This is a genomic window from Streptomyces sp. NPDC049627 (genome assembly GCF_044465645.1).
Classification (GTDB): Bacteria; Actinomycetota; Actinomycetes; order Streptomycetales; family Streptomycetaceae; genus Streptomyces.
The window spans coordinates 482,762-500,639 of record NZ_JBITLW010000002.1; the positions used below are offsets into that span (position 1 = coordinate 482,762).

The window sequence follows — 17,878 nt, forward strand, 5'->3', positions numbered from 1 at the left end:
GGCGCCCCCGACGGACCGGGTCAGGTCGGTTCTTCGTCGGCTTCTTCAGCGGCGGCCATGAGCGCGGTCTCGTACATGTCGACGACCTGTTCCACGGTCCGGTCGGTGCAGGTCGCGAGGTCGGCGATCGCCGCGACCGCCCAGTTCGCCAGCGACAGCGCGAAGGCCAGCAGTTCGTCCTCGCCCAGGCCGCGCTTGACGCCCAAGAGGTAGGCCAGGTTCAGGTAGGGCACGAGGTCGGGTTCCGAGACGTTCGCCGCGCTCTTCCTCACCATTTCGATCGTGGTCCGCGTCGCCTCCGCGCGGAGCGGCAGCAGCCGCTCCCGTTCGGCCTGGACCTCGGCGATCAGCCACTGGCGCTGGTGCTTGTCCACGCTGCTCCTCGTTCCTCCCGGACGTCGTCCTCCCCCCCTCAATGCTGCTGATCGGACAGGTTGTTGCATCCCATTCGGTCGAACTGCGCAATCCGTTGGGTCTTTCAAGGCCCGCGTAGTTCCCACGGCTGACCTTTCGGCCCGGTCCGTACTGCGTTCTCAGTAGGGGCGAATGTCGGCAGCCGCACGACGACACGGCACCCCCGCTCCCGACAGCCTGGGCGCACGTTCGAGTCCCAGATGTGGAGACCCCTGTAGTGGCTACTTTCCTGTATCGAGTGGGCCGTCTGGCCTTCCGGCGGCGCTGGTACGTCGCCCTGGTCTGGGCGGCCGTGCTCGCCGCCGTCGGGCTGGGTGCCCTCAAGGCTCCGGGAGCCTCCGACGAGGGGTTCTCCATGCCGGGCATCGAGTCCCAGAAGGCGTTCGACCTGATGGAGGAGCGCTTCCCGGGGGCGACGGCCGACGGCGCGACCGCGCGGGTCGTCTTCGTCGCGCCGGGCGGTGAGAAGGTGACCGCCACCGAGAACAAACGGGCCGTCGAGGAGGCCGTGGCCGAGCTGGGCGGCGGCTCGCAGGTGGCGTCCGCCGTCGACCCGTTCCGGGCCGGGGCGGTCAGCAAGGACGGTACGACGGCGTATGCGACCGTCACCTACAAGGTCGGTGCCAACGACCTCACCGACGCCGGCAAGGCGCAGCTGGAGAAGGCCCTCGACGACGCCCGCGACTCCGGACTGACCGTCGAGGCCGGCGGCTCCGCGATGGGCGAAGGAGGCGGCCCGGGCGGGGCGGCCGAGGTGATCGGCGTCGCGATCGCCGCCGTCGTCCTGCTCGTCACCTTCGGTTCCCTCGCTGCCGCCGGGCTGCCGCTGCTGACCGCGATCGTCGGTGTCGGCGTCAGCATGGCGACCATCCTCGCCCTGTCCGAGGCCCTCGGGCTGTCCACGACGACCGGCACCCTCGCGATGATGCTGGGCCTCGCGGTCGGGATCGACTACGCCCTGTTCGTCGTCTCGCGGTACCGGGAGGAGCGCGCCAAGGGCCGTACACCGCAGGAAGCGACCGCTCTCGCCGTCGGTACGGCCGGCTCCGCGGTCGTCTTCGCCGGGCTCACCGTCGTGATCGCCCTCGCGGGGCTCTCCGTCGTGGGCATCCCGATGCTCACCAAGATGGGTCTGGCCGCGGCCGGCGCGGTCGTCGTCGCCGTACTGATCGCGCTGACCCTGGTCCCGGCGTTCCTCGGCTTCTGGCCGAACGCCGTGCTGCCGCGGCGGGCCCGCAAGAGCGGCCGTATGGAGGAGGCCGGTGACGACAACGGCGGTACGCGCTGGGCGCGGTTCGTGCTGCGCCGGCCCGTGCCCGTGCTGCTGCTCGGCGTCCTGGGCCTGGGCGCGCTCGCCGTGCCGATGACCCAGCTGCAGCTGGGCATGCCCGGCGACGAGGCCAAGTCGACCTCCACCACCGAGCGGCGGGCCTACGACGCGCTCGCCGAGGCCTTCGGGCCGGGCTTCAACGGGCCGCTGACCGTCGTCGTGGACGTCAAGGGCACCGCGGACCCGAAGGGCGCGGTCACGTCCGTCGCCGAGGAGCTCGGTGGGACGAAGGGAGTCGTGTCCGTCTCCCCGGCGCGCTTCAACCCAGCCGGTGACACCGCCGTCCTCTCCGTCGTGCCGTCCACCGCCCCGACCGACGAGAGGACCAAGGACCTGGTGACCACCATCCGGGACGAGCGTCCCGGGATCGAGACGGAGACCGGGGCGACCTTCGAGGTCACCGGCACCACCGCGCTGAACATCGACATCGCCGACAAGGTGCAGGCCGCGCTGGTGCCGTATCTGATCGTCGTGGTGGGCCTCGCGGTCGTACTGCTGCTGGTGGTCTTCCGGTCCCTGCTCGTCCCGCTCAAGGCGGCCGCCGGCTTCCTGCTGTCGGTGCTGGCCTCCCTCGGCGCGGTCGTCGTGGTCTTCCAGCAGGGGCACGGCGCCGGACTGCTGGGCGTGGAGCAGACCGGGCCGATCATGAGCCTGATGCCGATCTTCCTGGTGGGCATCGTCTTCGGGCTCGCCATGGACTACGAGGTCTTCCTCGTCTCGCGGATGCGGGAGGCGTACGTCCACGGGGAGCCGGCCCGTGCGGCGGTCACGTCCGGCTTCCGGCACAGCGCCCGCGTCGTCGTGGCGGCCGCTCTGATCATGGTCGCGGTCTTCGCCGGGTTCATCGGCGAGAGCGACTCCATGATCAAGATGATCGGGTTCGGGCTGGCCTCCGCCGTCCTGTTCGACGCCTTCGTCGTACGGATGGCGATCGTGCCGGCCGTGCTGGCCCTGCTCGGCGACAAGGCCTGGTGGCTGCCGAAGTGGCTGGACCGGGTCCTGCCGCGCGTGGATGTGGAGGGCGAGGCGCTCGGCGGGCGGTCCGACACCCCGGACTCCGTACCCGCCGACCTGGAAGTGGCGCGCATCTGAGCCACTCGCCCAGGCCCCCCAGGGACCGCTCGTGACGAAGGACACGGGCGGTCCCGTCGGCCGTTCGCACCGCAGATGTCCACCATGGACCCGAGCCCACCGACCGGAGAGCACGATGAGCACCAGCCCGGAGCGGCGCTACGCGGATCGCCTCGAAGAGTTCGCGGCCCGTCACCCCTTCGTCGTCGACCTGGCGCTGATCCTGCCGCTGCTGGGCTGCGCGACCCTCGGCAGTTCGCTCACCCTGCCCGGCGCCGAGCCACCGGACCAGGACAAGGCCGGCGTCATCCTCATGGGCGTCGCGTGCCTCGCTCTGCTGAAACACCGCACCCACCCGCGCACCGCCGTCGTCGTCACCGCGGTCTGCACGGTGATCGCGGTCGCGCTGGGCTATCTGGTCACCCCCCTGCTGCTGGCCCCGATCATGGCGGCGCTCTACTGGCTGGCCACCGCCGGCGACCGGAGGACGACCCGCGCCTACGGCCTCACCACCATGGTGGCCGTGATGCTCGCGGCCGTGTTCTCCGACTCCATGGAGCACCTCTCCCTGCTGCTCAGGACGATCGGCCCGTTCTTCTGGCTGCTGCTGCCCCTCGCCGCCGGCAAGATGACCCAGCTGCGGCGCGCCTACCTGGCGTCCGTGCAGGCCCGTGCCGAGCACGCCGAGCGCACCCGGGAGGAGGAGGCGCGGCTGCGCGTCACCGAGGAGCGCATGCGGATCGCCCGTGAGCTGCACGACGTCGTCGCCCACCACCTCGCGCTGGCCAACGCCCAGGCCGGTACCGCCGCGCATCTGGCGCTCACCAGTCCGGAGCAGACGAAGGCCATCCTCACGGACCTGACCGGCACCACGTCCTCCGCGCTGCGCGAGCTGAAGGCCACGCTGGGGCTGCTGCGGCACAGCGGCGATCCGGACTCGACGCCCCTGGAACCGGCGCCGGGGCTCGCCCGCCTGCCCGAACTGGTCTCGGCGTGCGCGTCCGCCGGGCTCAAGGTCACGGTGACCACCGAAGGGGAGCCGCAGCCCCTGTCACCGGGCGTCGACCTGACCGCGTACCGGATCGTCCAGGAGGCGCTGACCAACGTCACCAAGCATGCCGCCACCCAGGCCGCGCACGTCCGGTTCGCGTACGACGGCTCCCGTCTGACGATCACCGTCAGCAACGACGGTGCGGCGGCCCCCGCGGCTTCCGGGGCCCTGGAGGGCCGGGGCTTCGGCGTCATGGGCATGCGCGAACGCGCCCGCTCCATCGGTGGCGAGCTGTGCGCCGGCCACCGGCCCGAGGGCGGCTTCGAGGTCGCCACCACGCTGCCCCTCCAGTCGCCCTAGTACTGGAGCCCCTCCAATCGCCGTAGTACGGGACGGTGTCCGTGCGCCTGAGGCGTCAGAGACCGAACTCCTGGGGGGACAGGCCGAGTACGGAGCACGCCTCGCGCAGGACCTGCTCCTCGGCCGGGGCGACGTATCCGTCGGCGCCCGCGACGACGAAGCCGGTCTGGACGACCGCCCTGGCCTCCGTCGGCTTCTTGGCCGCCTTGGCGATTTCCTGCAGGGCCTCCTGCTTGCCCTGCTGGAAGTTGTACGCCAGCTGGTCGACGTGCTTGTTGAAGCGCTGGCGCAGCTGTTCGGACGGGAAGTTCTGCAGCACGTCGTTGTTCAGGATCAGCGACTCCACATGCTGCCGCTCGGCCGGGTCCACCTGCCCGTCGGCGGCGGCCACCAGGGCGCACATCGCCATGCTCGCGTCCCGGTAGGCGCCGCTCTTCAGCTCCGTCTTCAGAGAGGTGAGCTGGGACTTGAGCGTGTTCACCAGCTGCGCCCGCGATCCCCCCGAGGACCCCGAACCCGGCCGGCCGTGTCCGCCCGCGCCCCGCATGCCCTGCGCCTGCTGCTGCAGACCCTTGGCCTGGTCCTTGATCCGATCCCACATCGCCATCCGTGCCACCTCGGCTTGAGCCCGTGTCGTTCCGGTCGCCCGCGTGCGTTCTGCGCGTCGTCCTGCCAACTCCCCCCGGCCCGCCGAAGTTCCCGGCCCGCCGGGGCGCCGGCGTGCGGGAGCCGTGCAGGGGGCGCGGGCGGGGCGCAGGGGTACCGTAAAAACGTCATAAATGGCGTAACTCGGACGGAACCCGGAAGGTGATGCCATGGCTCACCGCCGCACCGCCCCGCCCGGTGGCACCGGAGACCTGCTCCAGACGCTCGGGGATCTGACCGGCCGGATACTGGACCGGATCAAGTTCCAGCAGGCCCGCGTGGAGCTGGCCGCCGCGCTGCAGCGCCAGGTTCTCGCCGCCGAGCTGCCGGTGCTGCCCTGGCTGCAGGCGGCGGGACGGTACGCGCCCGCGCGGGCCGGGCTGGACATCGGAGGGGACTGGTACGACGGCTTCGGGATGCCGGACGGCTCGGTGGGTTTCGTGATCGGGGACGTGCAGGGGCACGATGTCGAGGCCGCGGCCCTCATGGGGCAGGTGCGCACCTGTCTGCGGGCCGTCGCCATCGCCACCACCGACCCGGCGGAGGTGCTCAGCCGGACCAACGACCTGCTCGTCGCCATGGACTCCGGCCTCTTCGTGACCTGCTCCTTCCTGCGCTTCGACCCGGTCACGAGCGAGCTCGCCGACGCCCGCGCCGGGCACGTGCCCGCCGTCTGGGCGACGGCCGACGGCCGCTGCGACATCGTGCTGAACGAAGGCGGCCTGCCGCTGGGCATCCAGGCCGGCGAGAGCTACCCGTCGACCGTACGGTCGCTGACGGACGTGGGCGCGTTCGTGCTGCTCACCGACGGGTTGGTGGAAGGCCCCAGCTATCCGATCGAGGAAGGGCTCGCGCGGGTGGCCGAGCTGACCGGCCGCTCCTGCCTCAGCGACCCGGACCGGCTGGCCGCGCGGATCATCGAGGTGGCGGACCACACCGGCCACAGCGACGACGCCGCGGTCCTCGTCCTCCGGTACGGAGGGCTCCAGGGGCAGCGGCAGCAGCAGGGTGAAGGGTGAGCGGCATGCGTCGGCGGTACGCCGCCGAGGGGCTGCGGCTCGCTGCCGTCGTGGCCGCCTACTACGTCACCGGGAAGGTCGGGCTGCAGCAGGAACTGGTGCGGGGGCAGGTCACACCGTTCTGGCCGCCCACCGGCATCGCCCTCGTCGTCCTGCTGCTGTGGGGCCTGCGGATGTGGCCGGCCGTCGCGCTCGGCGCGTTCCTGGTGAACGTGACCCTCGGCCCGTCGGTCCTTCCCGTGCTCGCCATCACCGCCGGCAACACGCTCGCCCCGGTGTTCGCCTGCCTTCTGCTGCGGCGCGTGGGCTTCCGTATCGCTCTGGACCGGCTCCAGGACGCCCTGGCGCTGGTCTTCCTCGGGGCACTGATCGGGATGGTGGTCAGCGCGACCGTCGGCACCGGGGTGCTGGTGGCCTCCGGGGCGCTGACGGGCCCCGACTTCTGGCCGACCTGGTCGGTGTGGTGGACGGGCGACGCGATGGGTGTCCTGGTCGTAGCGCCGCTCCTGCTGACGGCGCGCGAGGCCCGCTGGCCGCGGGGGGTGCCCGCCCTGCGCTGGGCCGAGGCGATGGCCCTGCTGAGCGGTACGGCGGCGGTCTCCGTCGTGGCCACCCACACCTCGATCAATCTGCTCTTCCTCGTCGTCCCCTTCCTGATCTGGGCGGCCTTCCGCTTCCAGCTGGCGGGCGCCGCACCCTGCGTGCTGATCGCCTCCGTGATCACGATCCTCGCGGGGGCCAGGGGCTCGGGCCCCTTCTCCGGCCACGATCTCCTCGCCCAGATGGTCATCCTCCAGGCCTTCAACGGCACCGTGTCCCTGACCGCCCTGCTGCTCTCGGCGGTCATCGCCGAGCGCAACCACACCCTCAACGAGATCGAGAGGGTCTGCGAGCGCCTGACGGAGGCGCTGACCCGGCTCGCACCGGAGGAGACCCTCGACCACTGGCCGCCGCCCCGGACGACGGGGCGCGCCTCCCGGAAGGGGCAGCGCCCGTGAAGCCACAGCGGGTTCAGCTTGAAGATGCAGTTGACGACGCGTGCTTTCACGACTGCTCCGGCGCCGCGACGGCGCCCTCAGTCCTCGCCCCGGACGATGTTCCACTCGGCGCTCTTGTGGGCCGAGCGCGGGGAACCGGTGTCCTCCACCGCGGGGAGGCAGGTACGGATGGTCTTGCCGCGCAGGTGGCGGGCCTTCGTCCAACCGGTCTCGCGTACCTTCAGGACCTTCTTGTCGGCAGTGCGCGCGATCACGACGCCTCAACTTCTCTCTCTGCGTCAGAACCTCTCGGCCTCTGCGGGCCAACGATCATGCGTCGACGGGTTCCCGCAGCCGTGATGGTCAAACGCCGTGCTGCTCAGTGGCCGCGCCGCGCACCCATCGTGCCGGTCACAGCTCGCGTTTCTTCAACGGCCGCACCGCGGGGCCCTGCAGAACCCGGCCGTCGGGGGCGAACCGGGAGCCGTGGCACGGGCACTCCCACGCCTGTTCCGCACGGTTGAAGGCCACGATGCAGCCGAGGTGGGTGCAGCGGGCCGAGACCGCCTGGAGCCGGCCGTCCTCGTCGCAGTGAATCGCCCACTGCCCGCCGCCCATCCGCACCACGGCGCCGTCGCCCGGGGCGATCTCCCCCGGCGCGGGCCCGGTCAGCGGCGGGATCCGGTCGCCGACGAAGTGCCGGGCCACCTGGGCCTGGTGCTTGAGGAACGCCCCTCCCTCGCGGACCACGGAGGCCAGGCGGCGGGGATCGTACAGGCCGCTCCACTCGACCTTCCGCCCGCTGACGAGGTCGCTGATCAGGCGGCCCGCCATGATGCCGCCGCTCAGTCCCCAGCCGCCGAACCCGGTCGCCACATAGGTGTGCCGGCTGCCCGGGTGGAGCGGCCCGACGAGCGGGACGGTGTCGGTGGAGTCGTTGTCCTGGGTGGCCCATCGGTGGGTGAACGTCAGCCCGGGGAAGCAGGCGCCGGCCCAGGCGGCCAGCCGGCCGAACCGTTCCTCGACGTCGGCGGTGCCGGGCGTGAAGTGCTCCCCGGTGACGATCAGCAGGCGTTTGCCGTCGCCGAGGGGCGCCGTACGCAGCGAGCGCGTGTTCTGTTCCGGGGTGATGTACATGTCGCGCGGCGCCTGCCCCGCGTCGATGGGCGCGGCCACGACCAGCTCGCGGCGCGGGGACAGCCGGGTGAAGAGCAGGGCGCGGTCGAAGACGGGGTAGTGCGTGGCGATCACGACGTCGCGGGCGCGCACCGACACCCCGGCGTCGGTCGACAGCACGCAGGGTTCGCCCTCGGTGAGGCCGACGACCCGTGTGCCCTCGTACACCGAGCCGCCCCGTCGGCGCAGGTCGTCCGCGAGTGCCAGCAGGTACTTCCGGGGATGGAACTGGGCCTGCCCGGTCACCCGGACCGCACCGGCGACCGGGAAGGGCAGTTCCGTCTCCGTGACGAACTCGGCGGGCAGACCGGCCTCGCGTGCCGCATCCGCCTCGGCCCGCAGTTCCCGGACGTGCCGCGGTTTCTCGGCGTACGTGAACGCCGACGCCTCCTCCCAGTCGCAGTCGATGCCCAGCTCCTGCACGATCCCGGCGGCATGCCGGATGGCGGCGGTCTGCGAGTACGCGTACAGCCGGGCGCCCTCCGGTCCGCGGGTGCGGCGCAGGCGGTCGTAGATCAGGGTGTGCTGGGCGGTGAGTTTGGCCGTCGTGTGGCCGGTGACGCCCGCGGCGAGGCGCCCCGCCTCCAGGACGGCCACCTCGCGTCCCTGCCGCACCAGTTCCCAGGCGGTGCTGAGCCCCGCGATGCCGCCGCCGACCACGGCGACGTCGACGGTGAGGTCGCCGGCCGGCGGGGGAGCGGGTTCGCCGGGTGGCGCGGATTCCAGCCAGTAGGAGCTGCGGAGTTCTGTCTCAGCGTTCATGGCCGCCGAGTTCCCTCATGGTGAGGTGACACGCGGACGGGTACCCGGGGCTCGGTACACGCGCCGGCGGCCGGTGTACGCCCACCGCGGCCCGGCTCCGGCAAGACAGCGGACCAGGAGGGATCAATGAGCACGGTCAAGGAAACGGTCGAGGTGGAGGTCCCCCTCCGCAGGGCGTACGACCAGTGGACCCAGTTCGAGGACTTCCCGAACTTCATGGAAGGCGTCGACCAGGTCACGCAGCTCGACGACCGGCACAACCACTGGACCACCAGCATCGGCGGCGTGCGGCGCGAGTTCGACACGGAGATCGTCGACCAGATGCCGGACGACCGGATCACCTGGCGTTCCATCGGCGGTGACACCGAGCAGCGCGGCTCGGTCCGGTTCGAGCGGCTGGACGACACACACACCCGGGTGGAGCTCACGATGGACGTCGAGCCGACCGGTGTCGCCGAGAAGGGCGCGGACGCGCTGGGCGTGATCGACCGGCGGGTGAAGGGAGACCTGCGCCGCTTCAAGGACTACGTCGAGAGCGGCAGCGGCAGCGGCGGCTGGCGCGGACGCATCCGGCCGGGGGACCCCGGCACCACCCTCTGACGGTTCCCCGCGCGCACCCGCCGACAGGAGGAACCATTCCGGCCGGTCCCGCATCCTCGTGGGACCGGCCGGAAGCATGTCCGGAAGCATGTCCGGCCGGCTCCCGCCGCGGCAACCGACCGCACTGTCGTATCAGCCGATGGTGAGGTGGGCGGTACTTCGGCCCGGGGAGCTCGTTGGGCCGGGCGTGACCGAGAAGACCGTCCCAGCGACGACCCGTGCCGGGCGGACGAGCCGACTGCGGTTCGCCCTGGCTCTTGCGCCCCTGTTCGTGGGGGCTTCCGTCCTGCTGGCCGGGAGTGCCGCAGGGGCCGTATCCGTGGCGTTCGCGGGGGAGGTGCCCGTCACGGTGCATGCCGCGCGGGTGTCCGGGACGGGGGTGTCGGCCTCCCCGGGTGCTTCCGGGCGCGGCGGGGTGCTGCCCGCGCTGGCCACGCGGATGGAGCGGGCCACCGTGGAGGACGCCTGCGTGACCTCCACGGCGCAGCTGCCGGTCGTCGGCGCGGTGACGGCCGTCGTACGGATCGAGCGGGCGTCCGCCACCGGGCTGACGGTGGAGGCGGGCAAGGCGACGGCCGGGACGGTGAAGCTCTCCGGCGCGAGGTTCGACACCCCGCGCGTGTCCCTGGAGCGGCCCACGGGCCTGTTCACCGTCGGCGCCGAGAAGGTCAGCGGCAGCAGGGTGACCACGCAGCCGCATGCCTTCACGGCCGGGACGATCACCTCCCGGGGCGTCACCGTCGACCTGCGCGGGGGCGAGGGCGGCTGCGAGCCGGGGGCGGACCGATGAGCCGCCCCGGTCCGAGGTCCGGATGGCAGGTATGGCGGGCATGGCGCCGGGACCGTCCCTTCGCGGCGGGGCTGCTGCTCGGGCTCGGCGGGCTGGAGCTGATCTGCGTCTCGTGGGCGGGGCTCGGGTTCCTGCGGTTCACCGGTACGGCGGGCGCCGCCTCGTGGGCCCTCGGTGCCCTGTTCGTCGTCGCCGGCGTGACGACGTGGCAGACCCCGGCCCTGCGCTACTTCTCCGGCGCCCTGGCCGCCGTACTGTCCCTGGTCAGCCTGGTCGCCGCCAATCTCGGCGGGCTGCTCCTCGGCTTCCTGCTCACGGCCGTCGGCAGCGCGCTGACCCTGGCCTGGGTCCCACAGCCCGCGCCCTCGGCCCGAGAGGGGGCATGAACGTGAGGTCTCCCGTCCTGCACCCCGTCGGCGTCTACGGCCGCAGCGGCATCCACGACCCGGCCCTGCGCCGCGGTTACGAGGCGTGCCGCCGGGTCGCACGCGTCACGGGCGAGATCGAGTACGCCGTCTCGCTGCTGCTGCCACCACCACTGCGGACCGCCACCTGGGCGCTGTACGGCGCCCTCGGGACGGTGGACGACCTGGCGGACTCGGCGGAACCGCCGCACACGACGGGCACCGGACGTGCCGAGCGGCTTGAGGCGTGGATCTCGGCGTTCGACGCCGACCTGCGCGACGGTCGCGGCACCGACCCGGTACGGCAGGCACTGATCCACACCATGCTCACCTGGAACCTGCCGCCGGGGTTCATGCACACCCTCTTCGAGCAGTTGCGCCAGGACCTCCACGGGCGCCGGTTCGCCACGTGGCAGGAGTGGCGGCGCTACAGCGGCCTGGTCAACACGCCGTTCGTGCTGCGCACGGGCTCGCTGCTGCTGCGGGTCGCGGGCCTGTCCGCCGAGCCGGAGGCGATCGCCGCGGGCGTACCGGACGCGGCGGTGGCGTGGCAGACGGCGGTCGACGCCGTCTACCTCACGGACGCCCTCGTCGACCTCTCCGAGGACCTGGCCCGCGGCCATGTACCGCTGCCACAGGAGGCCCTGGACGAGACCGGAGTACTCCGCGCGGACCTGCTGGACCGGCGCAGCACCCCGGCCTTCGAGGAACTGGTGCGCCGCCTGGCCGACCGGGCGCGCGGCTGGCTGGACCGGACACCGGTGCCTCCCGTGCTGCACCCGGCGGTCGGTATCGCGCTCGGCGCCTACACGGACCTGTACCGGCTGCGGCTCGCGGCCGTGGCCGACGCCCCCGCCGCGCTGCTGGAGCGCCGCCCGGCCCTGCCGCGGAGCGCCCGGCTGCGCGTGCTGCTGCCCGCGCGGGCACGGGCGGCGCTGGCCTGGGCCCTGTTCCCGTTCCCCGTACGGCCGTGTCCGCCGCCGGCACCGGCCGACGCATCCGATGCATCCGACGCACCTGACGCACCCGAAGGACTCGGCATGGCCGCTGAAGTGCGCCGACTCGCCGCCGAGCGGCGCCCGACCGTCCCGCCGACCCCCCACTCGTCCGGTGCCCGCCCGCCCCGGCTGCCCGCCGAGGCGATGCCACGCCACGTCGCGATCGTCATGGACGGCAACGGCCGCTGGGCCACCGCCCGCGGCCTGCCCCGCACCGACGGCCACCGGGCGGGCGCCGAAGCCCTGATCGACGTCGTCCACGGCGCCCTGGAGATCGGCCTGAAGTATCTGACCGTGTACGCGTTCTCGACCGAGAACTGGAAGCGCCCCGCCGACGAACTCCACGCGCTGATGTACGAGATCCCCTCCCTCCTGCGCCGGATCACGAACGACCCCCAGCCGCTGGACGTCCGGGTGCGCTGGGCCGGGGTGCGCTCCCGTCTGCCCGCCGACGTGATCGAGACACTCGCCGAGGCGGAGCGGACCACCCGCGACCGCACCGCACTGACCCTCACCATGTGCGTGAACTACGGGGGCCGTGCCGAGATCACGGCAGCCGCGGCGCACCTCGCGCAGGAGGCGGCCGCCGGGAGGATCGACCCCGGCGCGGTCTCCGAGCACGCCTTCGCCCGCTGTCTGCACGTCCCGGAACTGCCTGACGTCGACCTGCTGCTCCGCACCGGCGGCGACCAGCGGACCTCCAACTTCCTTCCCTGGCAGTCCACTTATGCCGAGCTGCTGTTCCTGGACACCCCCTGGCCCGAGGTGGACCGCCGCGACCTGTGGAACGCGCTCGAACAGTACGCCCGCCGCACCCGCCGCTACGGTTCCGTCCCCCGCGTCCCCGCCCAGAGCCCGGGACGGTAGCCGACGCATCAACAGCCTGCCGTCCCGCGACGCCGGCGGGTTTCCTCAGACGGCGGTGGCGTTGACGGTCACCGGTATGTTGCCCCGCGTCGCCTTGGAGTAGGGGCAGATCCGGTGGGCGGCGGCGCCCAGTTCAGTGGCGGTCTCCTGGTCGACGCCGCCGAGTTCCAGGTGGAGAACGGCAGCCAGGCCGAACTCGCCGTCGTCGCCGTGGTTGAGGGTGATCTCGGCGGTGATGGCGGTGCTGGCCGGGCGGACCTTGCGCTCGGCGGCGGCACGGCGCACGGCACCCAGGAAGCAGGCCGCCCAGCCGGCCGCGAACAACTGCTCGGGGTTGGTGGCGTTGCCGGCGCCGCCCAGCTCCTTCGGGATGGCCAGGGTGGTCTGCAGCAGTCCGTCCTCGGACCGGACGCGGCCGCCGTTGCGGCCCTCTCCGTCGACGTTCACGACGGCGGTGTAGCTGACTGCCATGACTTCTCTCCCTTTGAGGTTTTTCAGGACGCCGTTTGCGTCACCTGTTCAAGTGGTGACTGGATGGTTGCAGCTCTCGCGTAACCGGTCAAGACGGTGACTTTGTTCTTGGATTCCTCAAGTGCGTCCTCGCGCTGGCGGTTGACTCAAAGAGTAGTCACTGGTTTAACTGGTGACGCCAGATGATGAGCGGTCGCATGGAGGGGTTCACATGATCAACAGGCGTGGCTTCGGCAAGGTCCTGGGCGTGGGTGCGGGCGCCGCCGTGGTCTCAGTGCGCGGCCCGCGGAGTGCGTCCGCGGAACCGGCCGTATCCACGGGCGGTTCCGGTGGGCGCACCGGCTTCCCGCGGCTGAAGCAGATCAGGGCGGGCCTGCTGGACGTCGGCTATGCCGAACTGGGCCCCGCTCACGGCCCCGTGGTCATCTGCCTGCATGGATGGCCGTACGACATCCACAGCTACGTCGATGTCGCCCCGTTGCTGGCCGGGGAGGGCTACCGGGTGATCGTCCCGTATCTGCGCGGCCACGGCACGACGCGCTTCCTCTCCGACCGAACGTTCCGCAACGCCCAGCAGTCGGCCATCGCCCTCGACGTCATCGCCCTGATGGACGCCCTGAAGATCGAGAAGGCCGTGCTGGCCGGCTTCGACTGGGGCTCACGCACCGCCGACATCGTCGCCGCCCTCTGGCCCGAGCGCTGCAAGGCCCTCGTCTCGGTGAGCGGATACCTCGTCACCAACCGGGAGGCCAACCTGAAGCCGCTGCCGCCCGCGGCCGAACACGCCTGGTGGTACCAGTACTACTTCGCCACCGAGCGGGGCCGGCTCGCCCTGGAGGACACGGGCCTGCGCAAGGACCTGGCCAGGCTCGTCTGGGACACGGTCTCCCCGACGTGGGACTTCGACGACGCCACCTTCGAGCGCACCGCGGCGGCCTTCGACAACCCCGACTACGCGGCGATCGTCCTCCACAACTACCGCTGGCGGCTGAGCCTCGCCGACGGCGAGCGCCGCTACGACGGACTCGAGAAGCGGCTCGCCACCCGCCCGACGATCGGCGTGCCCACCCTCACCCTCGACCCCGAGCGCGATCCCTTCACCGCTCCGGGCGACGGCTCCTCGTACCGGGACAGGTTCACGGGCCCGTACGAGCACCGAACCCTGACGGGGATCGGCCACAACCTGCCTCAGGAGGCACCCGCCGACTTCGCCCGGGCCGTCATCGACGTGGACCATCTCTGATCACCTGCTTGACAGGTGATCCACGGAAACGAAGGAGTGCGACCATGGAGCTTCAGGACACAGCGGACAGTGGAGCGGCGGCGCGCCGGGCGCGGTTCGGCACGCTGCCCGAACGTATCCGCCAAGAGGACATGATCGAGGAGAAGTCCGCCACGGTGCCCGACCCGGCGCGGTACGCCTACGACCCCGAGAGGTCCTGGACGTCCTTCTCCTGCCTCGCCGCCGACCTGGGACTCTGAGCCGGTGCGGTGAGGATTCTTGCCGGGTGCCGCAGTCACCGGTCAGAATGGTGACATGAACCTCGACCATGTCTTCGTCTGTGGAAACCCGGCACTCGACTTCGCCGCCACGCTCCGAGCGCGCCGTACCGTGCGCTTCGAGATGTTCGCGACGCCGGACAGGCTGAGCGCATGGTATGTGGAATCCGGCCTCGTCGACGCTGTCTCCCCGTGTCAGGAGGCCGACGTCGAGCAGGCGACGACCGTACGCGAGGCCGTCTACCGGCTGGTCACCGCCCGTCGCCTCGGGGAGGCGTACGACGGGGCGGCCCTGACCGTGGTCAACAACGCGGCCCGCAAACCGCCGGCGGTCCCGCAGCTCACTCCGTCGGGGCGATGGACGCAGGCGACCCCGGAAGAAGCCCTCTCCATGGTGGCGCGCCACGCCATCGAGCTGTTGAGCGGGCCGGACGTGCCCCTGCTCAAGGAGTGCGGCAACCCGGAGTGCACCCGCACCTACATCGACCGCTCGCGGGGCATGCGCCGGCAGTGGTGCGGGATGGAGTCCTGCGGCAACAAGATCAAGGCAGCCGCGTACCGGGCCCGCAAGAAGACGTCGCCCGCGGCGGCCCACTGACCCGGCTCCCTGCGAGGCTGTGCCGCGCGACACCGTGCCGTCCGTCAGTCGAACCGCGTCGCGGGGCGGGTGGCGGGCTGGAGCCGGAAGGAGACGGCCTCCATCAGGCGCTTGTGCCGGGTCTTCTGCACGGCGGCGATCCGCCAGCCGGTCCCGGGCTCGCGGACGACCGTGTACGTGGCGACCTTGCCCAGCCGCCGCGGCCTGCCCTTGCCGACGTCGCCGCGGGTGACGACGACGGCGGTGTCGGGGCCGTAGAAGCGGAGGTCGGTGATGTCGAGGGTCAGCTCCGTGCCCTTGAGGAAGCCGGCGAAGAGCGCCCCATGGGCGCCGCCGATCTCCTGGCCGCCGCGGTAGACGGTGCCGACGTAGGTCACGTCGGTCGCATCGGCGGTGAAGCACCTGCCGTACGCGGCTCCGTCGCCGCGGTTCCATGCCGCGCGGCTTTCCGCGAGGAGGGCCTGGATCGCGGCGACGTCGCTTGTACGTGCGGGGTCGAGCGGGGTGCCGGTCTTGTGGGTCATCACTTCACGCCCCTTCATGGTAGCTTCACAGGAGAAGTATCTGCCGAGAAGATTTCTCTGCGTTGAAGAAGAGATTAGGGAGTGGAAAGGGACTGTGTCAACGCCGTCCGCGCGATCCGATGCGAGCGAGGTCTACCGCCGCTACCTGAGCGCCGTGCTGCTGCACGGACACGCCAGTGCCCGTGCCTGCGACCTCGGCGCCACCGACCTGTACGCGCTGAACATCCTTCAGCTGTCCGGGGCCATGTCCCCCGGCGAACTGGCCGAACGCACAGGTCTGACGACCGGTCCGACCACCCGCTTGATCGACAGGCTGGAACAGGCCGGCTACGTCCGTCGCGCCCCCGACCCCAAGGACCGGCGCAAGGTCATCGTGGAACCGGTCGGCCAACCCGCCGAACTGGACCGCGCCATGGCTCCGGCGCGGCAGCGGATCGGCGAGATCCTCGGCGGTTACACGCCGGACCAACTCGACGTCCTCTTCGACTACTTCACCCGGGCCACCCGGGCCTACCACGACGCCGCCGACGAACTGCGCGGCACGGCGGACGGCCGCTGACGGCGGGTGAGAGACACCGGCCCGGGGCGGGCCTGCCCTGCGTTTGACGCGGACGTGCCCCGGGGCTGGACTGGAGGGACAGGCGCTGCGACCCGACCCGTACCAGGGAGAGCAGCGATGACCACGATGGAAACCTTCAGTCTTCTCCAGCCGTACCGGATCGCGGAGGAGACGTTCGTCATCCCGTGGGCCCTTGAGGCCCCGCCGGTCGGTCACTTCCCGATGAACTCGATGGTGATCCGGGGAGCCGAGCCGGTGCTGGTCGACACGGGGGCGCCGGCGGTGCGGTCGCAGTGGCTGGAGGCCGCGTGGTCCGTGGTGGATCCGCTGGACGTGCGGTGGATCTTCCTCACCCACGACGACCGCGACCACGCCGGCAACCTGCTACCGGTCCTCGCCGAATGCCCGAACGCGACCCTGCTCACGACGTGGTTCTCGATCGGGCGCATGGCCGAGGAGTGGGAGACGCCGGTCAACCGGTGCCGCTTCATGATCGACGGCGACCGGTTGGACGTGGGTGACCGCACGCTGGTCGCCAAGCGGCCGCCGCTGTACGACAACCCGACGACCCGCTCCCTCTTCGACCCGAAGACACACGTCCTGTGGTCGGTGGACACCTTCGCGACCAACGTGCCCACCCCCATGGCCGAGATCGCCGACCTGTCGGCGGACGAGTTCCGCGAGGGGCAGCTCTTCGGCGGGCGCCTGGTCTCGCCCTGGGTCGCGCTGCTGGACGGCCGGAAGTTCGGGGCGGTCGTGGACGACTTCCAGCGGCTGGACGCCGAGGTCATCGCCGGCTGCCACTCGCCGGTGCTCCGCCGGCCGCAGATCGCCGAGGCGTACGACCTTCTGCGCCGGTTGCCCGAGATCCCGCCGTGGCCGGAGTTCACGCAGGCCGACCTCGACCAGTGGATGGCGGTCGCCGAGAGCTCGGTCCCGCCGGAACAGCCACGGCCGTCGGCCACCTGACGCACTCATGCCCGAGCTGCCGGACGTCGAGGGGTTTCGCGAGGTGCTCACGTCCTGCGCGAAGGGCAGGACCATCCAGCGCGTCGACGTGCGCGACACCGGCGTCCTGCACGGCGTGAGCACGCGGCAGCTGCGGGACGCGCTGGAAGGCCGGCGTTTCACCGAGCCGGAGCGGCACGGGAAGTGGCTGCTCGCCCGCACCGGCGGCCCCACCCTCCTGCTGCACTTCGGCATGACCGGCCGGCTGGTCTGCGCTCATCCCGACGACGCGCCCGCGGCGCACGACCGCGTCCTGTTCACCGTGGCCCGCGACCGTCAGCTCCGCTTCCGCGACCAGCGCAAGTTGCAGGGTCTGTGGCTCGCCCACGACGAGTCGGAGGTCGCGGCACTTCTGGCGCGCCAGGGCCCCGACGCGCTGGCGGTGAGCCGCGAGGAGTTCGAGGCCGCGCTCTCGGCACGCCGCGGCAGCCTCAAAACGACCCTCACCGACCAGTCCGTCCTGGCCGGACTCGGCAACCTGCTGGCCGACGAGATCCTGTGGCGGGCCGGACTGCACCCCACGCGCCGGGCAAGCGACCTCACCGAGGCCGACCGCCACCGCCTGTACACGCACATGCACCACACCCTGCGCTCCGCGGTCACCGCCGGCTGCGTCCCGCCCCGGGACGCCTGGCTCACCGGGCATCGCGACGATCCTGCCCCTGCTTGCCCGCGTTGCGGTACTTCCTTGCGTCGGTCCCGGATGGGGGGCCGGGGCACGGTGTGGTGTCCGCGGTGTCAGTAGTGCGGGTCGGCCGAGGGGGCGGATCAGCCTGTATGCGCGTATGCGGCGCACCTTGCGCTCCGCGGTCAC

20 protein-coding genes are annotated in these 17,878 nt (G+C 71.8%); 14 read left to right on the top strand and 6 right to left on the bottom strand.

Annotation, left to right across the window (positions count from 1 at the left end; genetic code table 11):
- Window positions 1–20: 20 nt before the first annotated feature.
- Window positions 21–374 carry a hypothetical protein gene (locus tag ACIBU0_RS07175; RefSeq protein WP_398812895.1) on the bottom strand — a complete coding sequence of 118 codons (354 nt, stop codon included), beginning with the start codon at window positions 372–374 and terminating at the stop codon, window positions 21–23.
- Between the two features lie 257 nt (window positions 375–631).
- Between ACIBU0_RS07175 and ACIBU0_RS07180 the strand changes: the two genes are divergently transcribed.
- Together ACIBU0_RS07180 and ACIBU0_RS07185 are read left to right on the top strand one after the other, a co-directional pair.
- Window positions 632–2,836, top strand: coding sequence for an MMPL family transporter (locus ACIBU0_RS07180; RefSeq protein WP_398812898.1), 2,205 nt, complete (start codon window positions 632–634; stop codon window positions 2,834–2,836).
- A 115-nt stretch (window positions 2,837–2,951) separates the two neighbouring features.
- On the top strand, window positions 2,952–4,166 hold the full coding sequence (locus ACIBU0_RS07185) for a sensor histidine kinase (protein ID WP_398812901.1): 1,215 nt from the start codon (window positions 2,952–2,954) through the stop codon (window positions 4,164–4,166).
- 55 nt (window positions 4,167–4,221) lie between these two features.
- On the opposite strand, the gene ACIBU0_RS07190 is transcribed toward ACIBU0_RS07185, so the two are convergent.
- The gene (locus ACIBU0_RS07190; protein WP_398812904.1) at window positions 4,222–4,773 is read right to left on the bottom strand and encodes a tellurite resistance TerB family protein; all 552 of its coding nucleotides are present in this window, start codon (window positions 4,771–4,773) and stop codon (window positions 4,222–4,224) included.
- Window positions 4,774–4,981: 208 nt separating this feature from the next.
- Here ACIBU0_RS07190 and ACIBU0_RS07195 point away from each other — a divergent pair, with 208 nt between their 5' ends.
- A complete protein-coding gene (locus tag ACIBU0_RS07195) occupies window positions 4,982–5,830 on the top strand; it encodes a PP2C family protein-serine/threonine phosphatase (protein ID WP_398812907.1) in 849 nt (282 codons plus the stop codon).
- Between the two features lie 5 nt (window positions 5,831–5,835).
- Window positions 5,836–6,828, top strand: a complete 993-nt coding sequence (locus ACIBU0_RS07200) for an MASE1 domain-containing protein (RefSeq protein WP_398812909.1) — start codon at window positions 5,836–5,838, stop codon at window positions 6,826–6,828.
- Window positions 6,829–6,905: 77 nt separating this feature from the next.
- Here ACIBU0_RS07200 and ACIBU0_RS07205 read toward each other — a convergent pair whose 3' ends face one another.
- Window positions 6,906–7,082, bottom strand: coding sequence for a hypothetical protein (locus tag ACIBU0_RS07205; RefSeq protein ID WP_398812912.1), 177 nt, complete (start codon window positions 7,080–7,082; stop codon window positions 6,906–6,908).
- 136 nt (window positions 7,083–7,218) lie between these two features.
- Window positions 7,219–8,745 carry an FAD-dependent oxidoreductase gene (locus ACIBU0_RS07210; RefSeq protein ID WP_398812915.1) on the bottom strand — a complete coding sequence of 509 codons (1,527 nt, stop codon included), beginning with the start codon at window positions 8,743–8,745 and terminating at the stop codon, window positions 7,219–7,221.
- Window positions 8,746–8,871: 126 nt separating this feature from the next.
- Between ACIBU0_RS07210 and ACIBU0_RS07215 the strand changes: the two genes are divergently transcribed.
- The 4 genes from ACIBU0_RS07215 to uppS all read left to right on the top strand — a co-directional run bounded on the left by ACIBU0_RS07215 (window position 8,872) and on the right by uppS (window position 12,404).
- Window positions 8,872–9,345, top strand: coding sequence for an SRPBCC family protein (locus ACIBU0_RS07215; RefSeq protein WP_398812918.1), 474 nt, complete (start codon window positions 8,872–8,874; stop codon window positions 9,343–9,345).
- Window positions 9,346–9,532: 187 nt separating this feature from the next.
- Window positions 9,533–10,135 carry a DUF6230 family protein gene (locus tag ACIBU0_RS07220; RefSeq protein ID WP_398812921.1) on the top strand — a complete coding sequence of 201 codons (603 nt, stop codon included), beginning with the start codon at window positions 9,533–9,535 and terminating at the stop codon, window positions 10,133–10,135.
- Window positions 10,132–10,521: a DUF6114 domain-containing protein gene (locus ACIBU0_RS07225; protein ID WP_398812924.1), complete on the top strand. Its 390-nt coding sequence runs from the start codon at window positions 10,132–10,134 to the stop codon at window positions 10,519–10,521. Before ACIBU0_RS07220 ends, ACIBU0_RS07225 begins: the two co-directional genes overlap by 4 nt.
- A complete protein-coding gene (uppS, locus tag ACIBU0_RS07230; RefSeq protein WP_398812927.1) occupies window positions 10,518–12,404 on the top strand; it encodes a polyprenyl diphosphate synthase in 1,887 nt (628 codons plus the stop codon). Before ACIBU0_RS07225 ends, uppS begins: the two co-directional genes overlap by 4 nt.
- A 45-nt stretch (window positions 12,405–12,449) precedes the next feature.
- On the opposite strand, the gene ACIBU0_RS07235 is transcribed toward uppS, so the two are convergent.
- Window positions 12,450–12,875 (bottom strand): organic hydroperoxide resistance protein, encoded by a 426-nt coding sequence (locus ACIBU0_RS07235; protein WP_398812929.1) that lies wholly within the window; start codon window positions 12,873–12,875, stop codon window positions 12,450–12,452.
- 211 nt (window positions 12,876–13,086) lie between these two features.
- On the opposite strand from ACIBU0_RS07235, the gene ACIBU0_RS07240 reads away from it, so the two are divergent.
- The 3 genes from ACIBU0_RS07240 to ACIBU0_RS07250 are packed head-to-tail and all read left to right on the top strand — an operon-like array spanning window position 13,087 to window position 14,973.
- A complete protein-coding gene (locus ACIBU0_RS07240; protein ID WP_398812932.1) occupies window positions 13,087–14,118 on the top strand; it encodes an alpha/beta fold hydrolase in 1,032 nt (343 codons plus the stop codon).
- 44 nt (window positions 14,119–14,162) lie between these two features.
- Window positions 14,163–14,357 (top strand): hypothetical protein, encoded by a 195-nt coding sequence (locus ACIBU0_RS07245; RefSeq protein WP_398812934.1) that lies wholly within the window; start codon window positions 14,163–14,165, stop codon window positions 14,355–14,357.
- A gap of 55 nt (window positions 14,358–14,412) precedes the next feature.
- Complete coding sequence (locus tag ACIBU0_RS07250; protein WP_398812937.1) at window positions 14,413–14,973, top strand: CGNR zinc finger domain-containing protein; 561 nt, start codon at window positions 14,413–14,415, stop codon at window positions 14,971–14,973.
- A 44-nt stretch (window positions 14,974–15,017) separates the two neighbouring features.
- Here the strand turns inward: ACIBU0_RS07250 and ACIBU0_RS07255 are convergent, their stop codons facing one another.
- Window positions 15,018–15,497 (bottom strand): SgcJ/EcaC family oxidoreductase, encoded by a 480-nt coding sequence (locus ACIBU0_RS07255; protein ID WP_398812939.1) that lies wholly within the window; start codon window positions 15,495–15,497, stop codon window positions 15,018–15,020.
- A gap of 94 nt (window positions 15,498–15,591) precedes the next feature.
- Between ACIBU0_RS07255 and ACIBU0_RS07260 the strand changes: the two genes are divergently transcribed.
- The 3 genes from ACIBU0_RS07260 to ACIBU0_RS07270 all read left to right on the top strand — a co-directional run bounded on the left by ACIBU0_RS07260 (window position 15,592) and on the right by ACIBU0_RS07270 (window position 17,809).
- The gene (locus ACIBU0_RS07260) at window positions 15,592–16,056 is read left to right on the top strand and encodes a MarR family winged helix-turn-helix transcriptional regulator (protein ID WP_398812942.1); all 465 of its coding nucleotides are present in this window, start codon (window positions 15,592–15,594) and stop codon (window positions 16,054–16,056) included.
- 117 nt (window positions 16,057–16,173) lie between these two features.
- A complete protein-coding gene (locus tag ACIBU0_RS07265) occupies window positions 16,174–17,025 on the top strand; it encodes an MBL fold metallo-hydrolase (protein ID WP_398812945.1) in 852 nt (283 codons plus the stop codon).
- 7 nt (window positions 17,026–17,032) lie between these two features.
- On the top strand, window positions 17,033–17,809 hold the full coding sequence (locus tag ACIBU0_RS07270) for an Fpg/Nei family DNA glycosylase (protein ID WP_398812948.1): 777 nt from the start codon (window positions 17,033–17,035) through the stop codon (window positions 17,807–17,809).
- The last annotated feature ends 69 nt before the right edge of the window (window positions 17,810–17,878 follow it).

Bases quoted from the DNA above. Each gene is read 5' to 3' on its own strand.
- ACIBU0_RS07185 (WP_398812901.1), top strand. From the start codon at position 2,952: ATGAGCACCAGCCCGGAGCGGCGCTACGCGGATCGCCTCGAAGAGTTC.
- ACIBU0_RS07190 (WP_398812904.1), bottom strand. From the start codon at position 4,773: ATGGCGATGTGGGATCGGATCAAGGACCAGGCCAAGGGTCTGCAGCAG.
- ACIBU0_RS07195 (WP_398812907.1), top strand. From the start codon at position 4,982: ATGGCTCACCGCCGCACCGCCCCGCCCGGTGGCACCGGAGACCTGCTC.
- ACIBU0_RS07200 (WP_398812909.1), top strand. From the start codon at position 5,836: ATGCGTCGGCGGTACGCCGCCGAGGGGCTGCGGCTCGCTGCCGTCGTG.
- ACIBU0_RS07210 (WP_398812915.1), bottom strand. From the start codon at position 8,745: ATGAACGCTGAGACAGAACTCCGCAGCTCCTACTGGCTGGAATCCGCG.
- ACIBU0_RS07215 (WP_398812918.1), top strand. From the start codon at position 8,872: ATGAGCACGGTCAAGGAAACGGTCGAGGTGGAGGTCCCCCTCCGCAGG.
- ACIBU0_RS07225 (WP_398812924.1), top strand. From the start codon at position 10,132: ATGAGCCGCCCCGGTCCGAGGTCCGGATGGCAGGTATGGCGGGCATGG.
- uppS (WP_398812927.1), top strand. From the start codon at position 10,518: ATGAACGTGAGGTCTCCCGTCCTGCACCCCGTCGGCGTCTACGGCCGC.
- ACIBU0_RS07235 (WP_398812929.1), bottom strand. From the start codon at position 12,875: ATGGCAGTCAGCTACACCGCCGTCGTGAACGTCGACGGAGAGGGCCGC.
- ACIBU0_RS07240 (WP_398812932.1), top strand. From the start codon at position 13,087: ATGATCAACAGGCGTGGCTTCGGCAAGGTCCTGGGCGTGGGTGCGGGC.
- ACIBU0_RS07245 (WP_398812934.1), top strand. From the start codon at position 14,163: ATGGAGCTTCAGGACACAGCGGACAGTGGAGCGGCGGCGCGCCGGGCG.
- ACIBU0_RS07250 (WP_398812937.1), top strand. From the start codon at position 14,413: ATGAACCTCGACCATGTCTTCGTCTGTGGAAACCCGGCACTCGACTTC.
- ACIBU0_RS07255 (WP_398812939.1), bottom strand. From the start codon at position 15,497: ATGACCCACAAGACCGGCACCCCGCTCGACCCCGCACGTACAAGCGAC.
- ACIBU0_RS07265 (WP_398812945.1), top strand. From the start codon at position 16,174: ATGACCACGATGGAAACCTTCAGTCTTCTCCAGCCGTACCGGATCGCG.
- ACIBU0_RS07270 (WP_398812948.1), top strand. From the start codon at position 17,033: ATGCCCGAGCTGCCGGACGTCGAGGGGTTTCGCGAGGTGCTCACGTCC.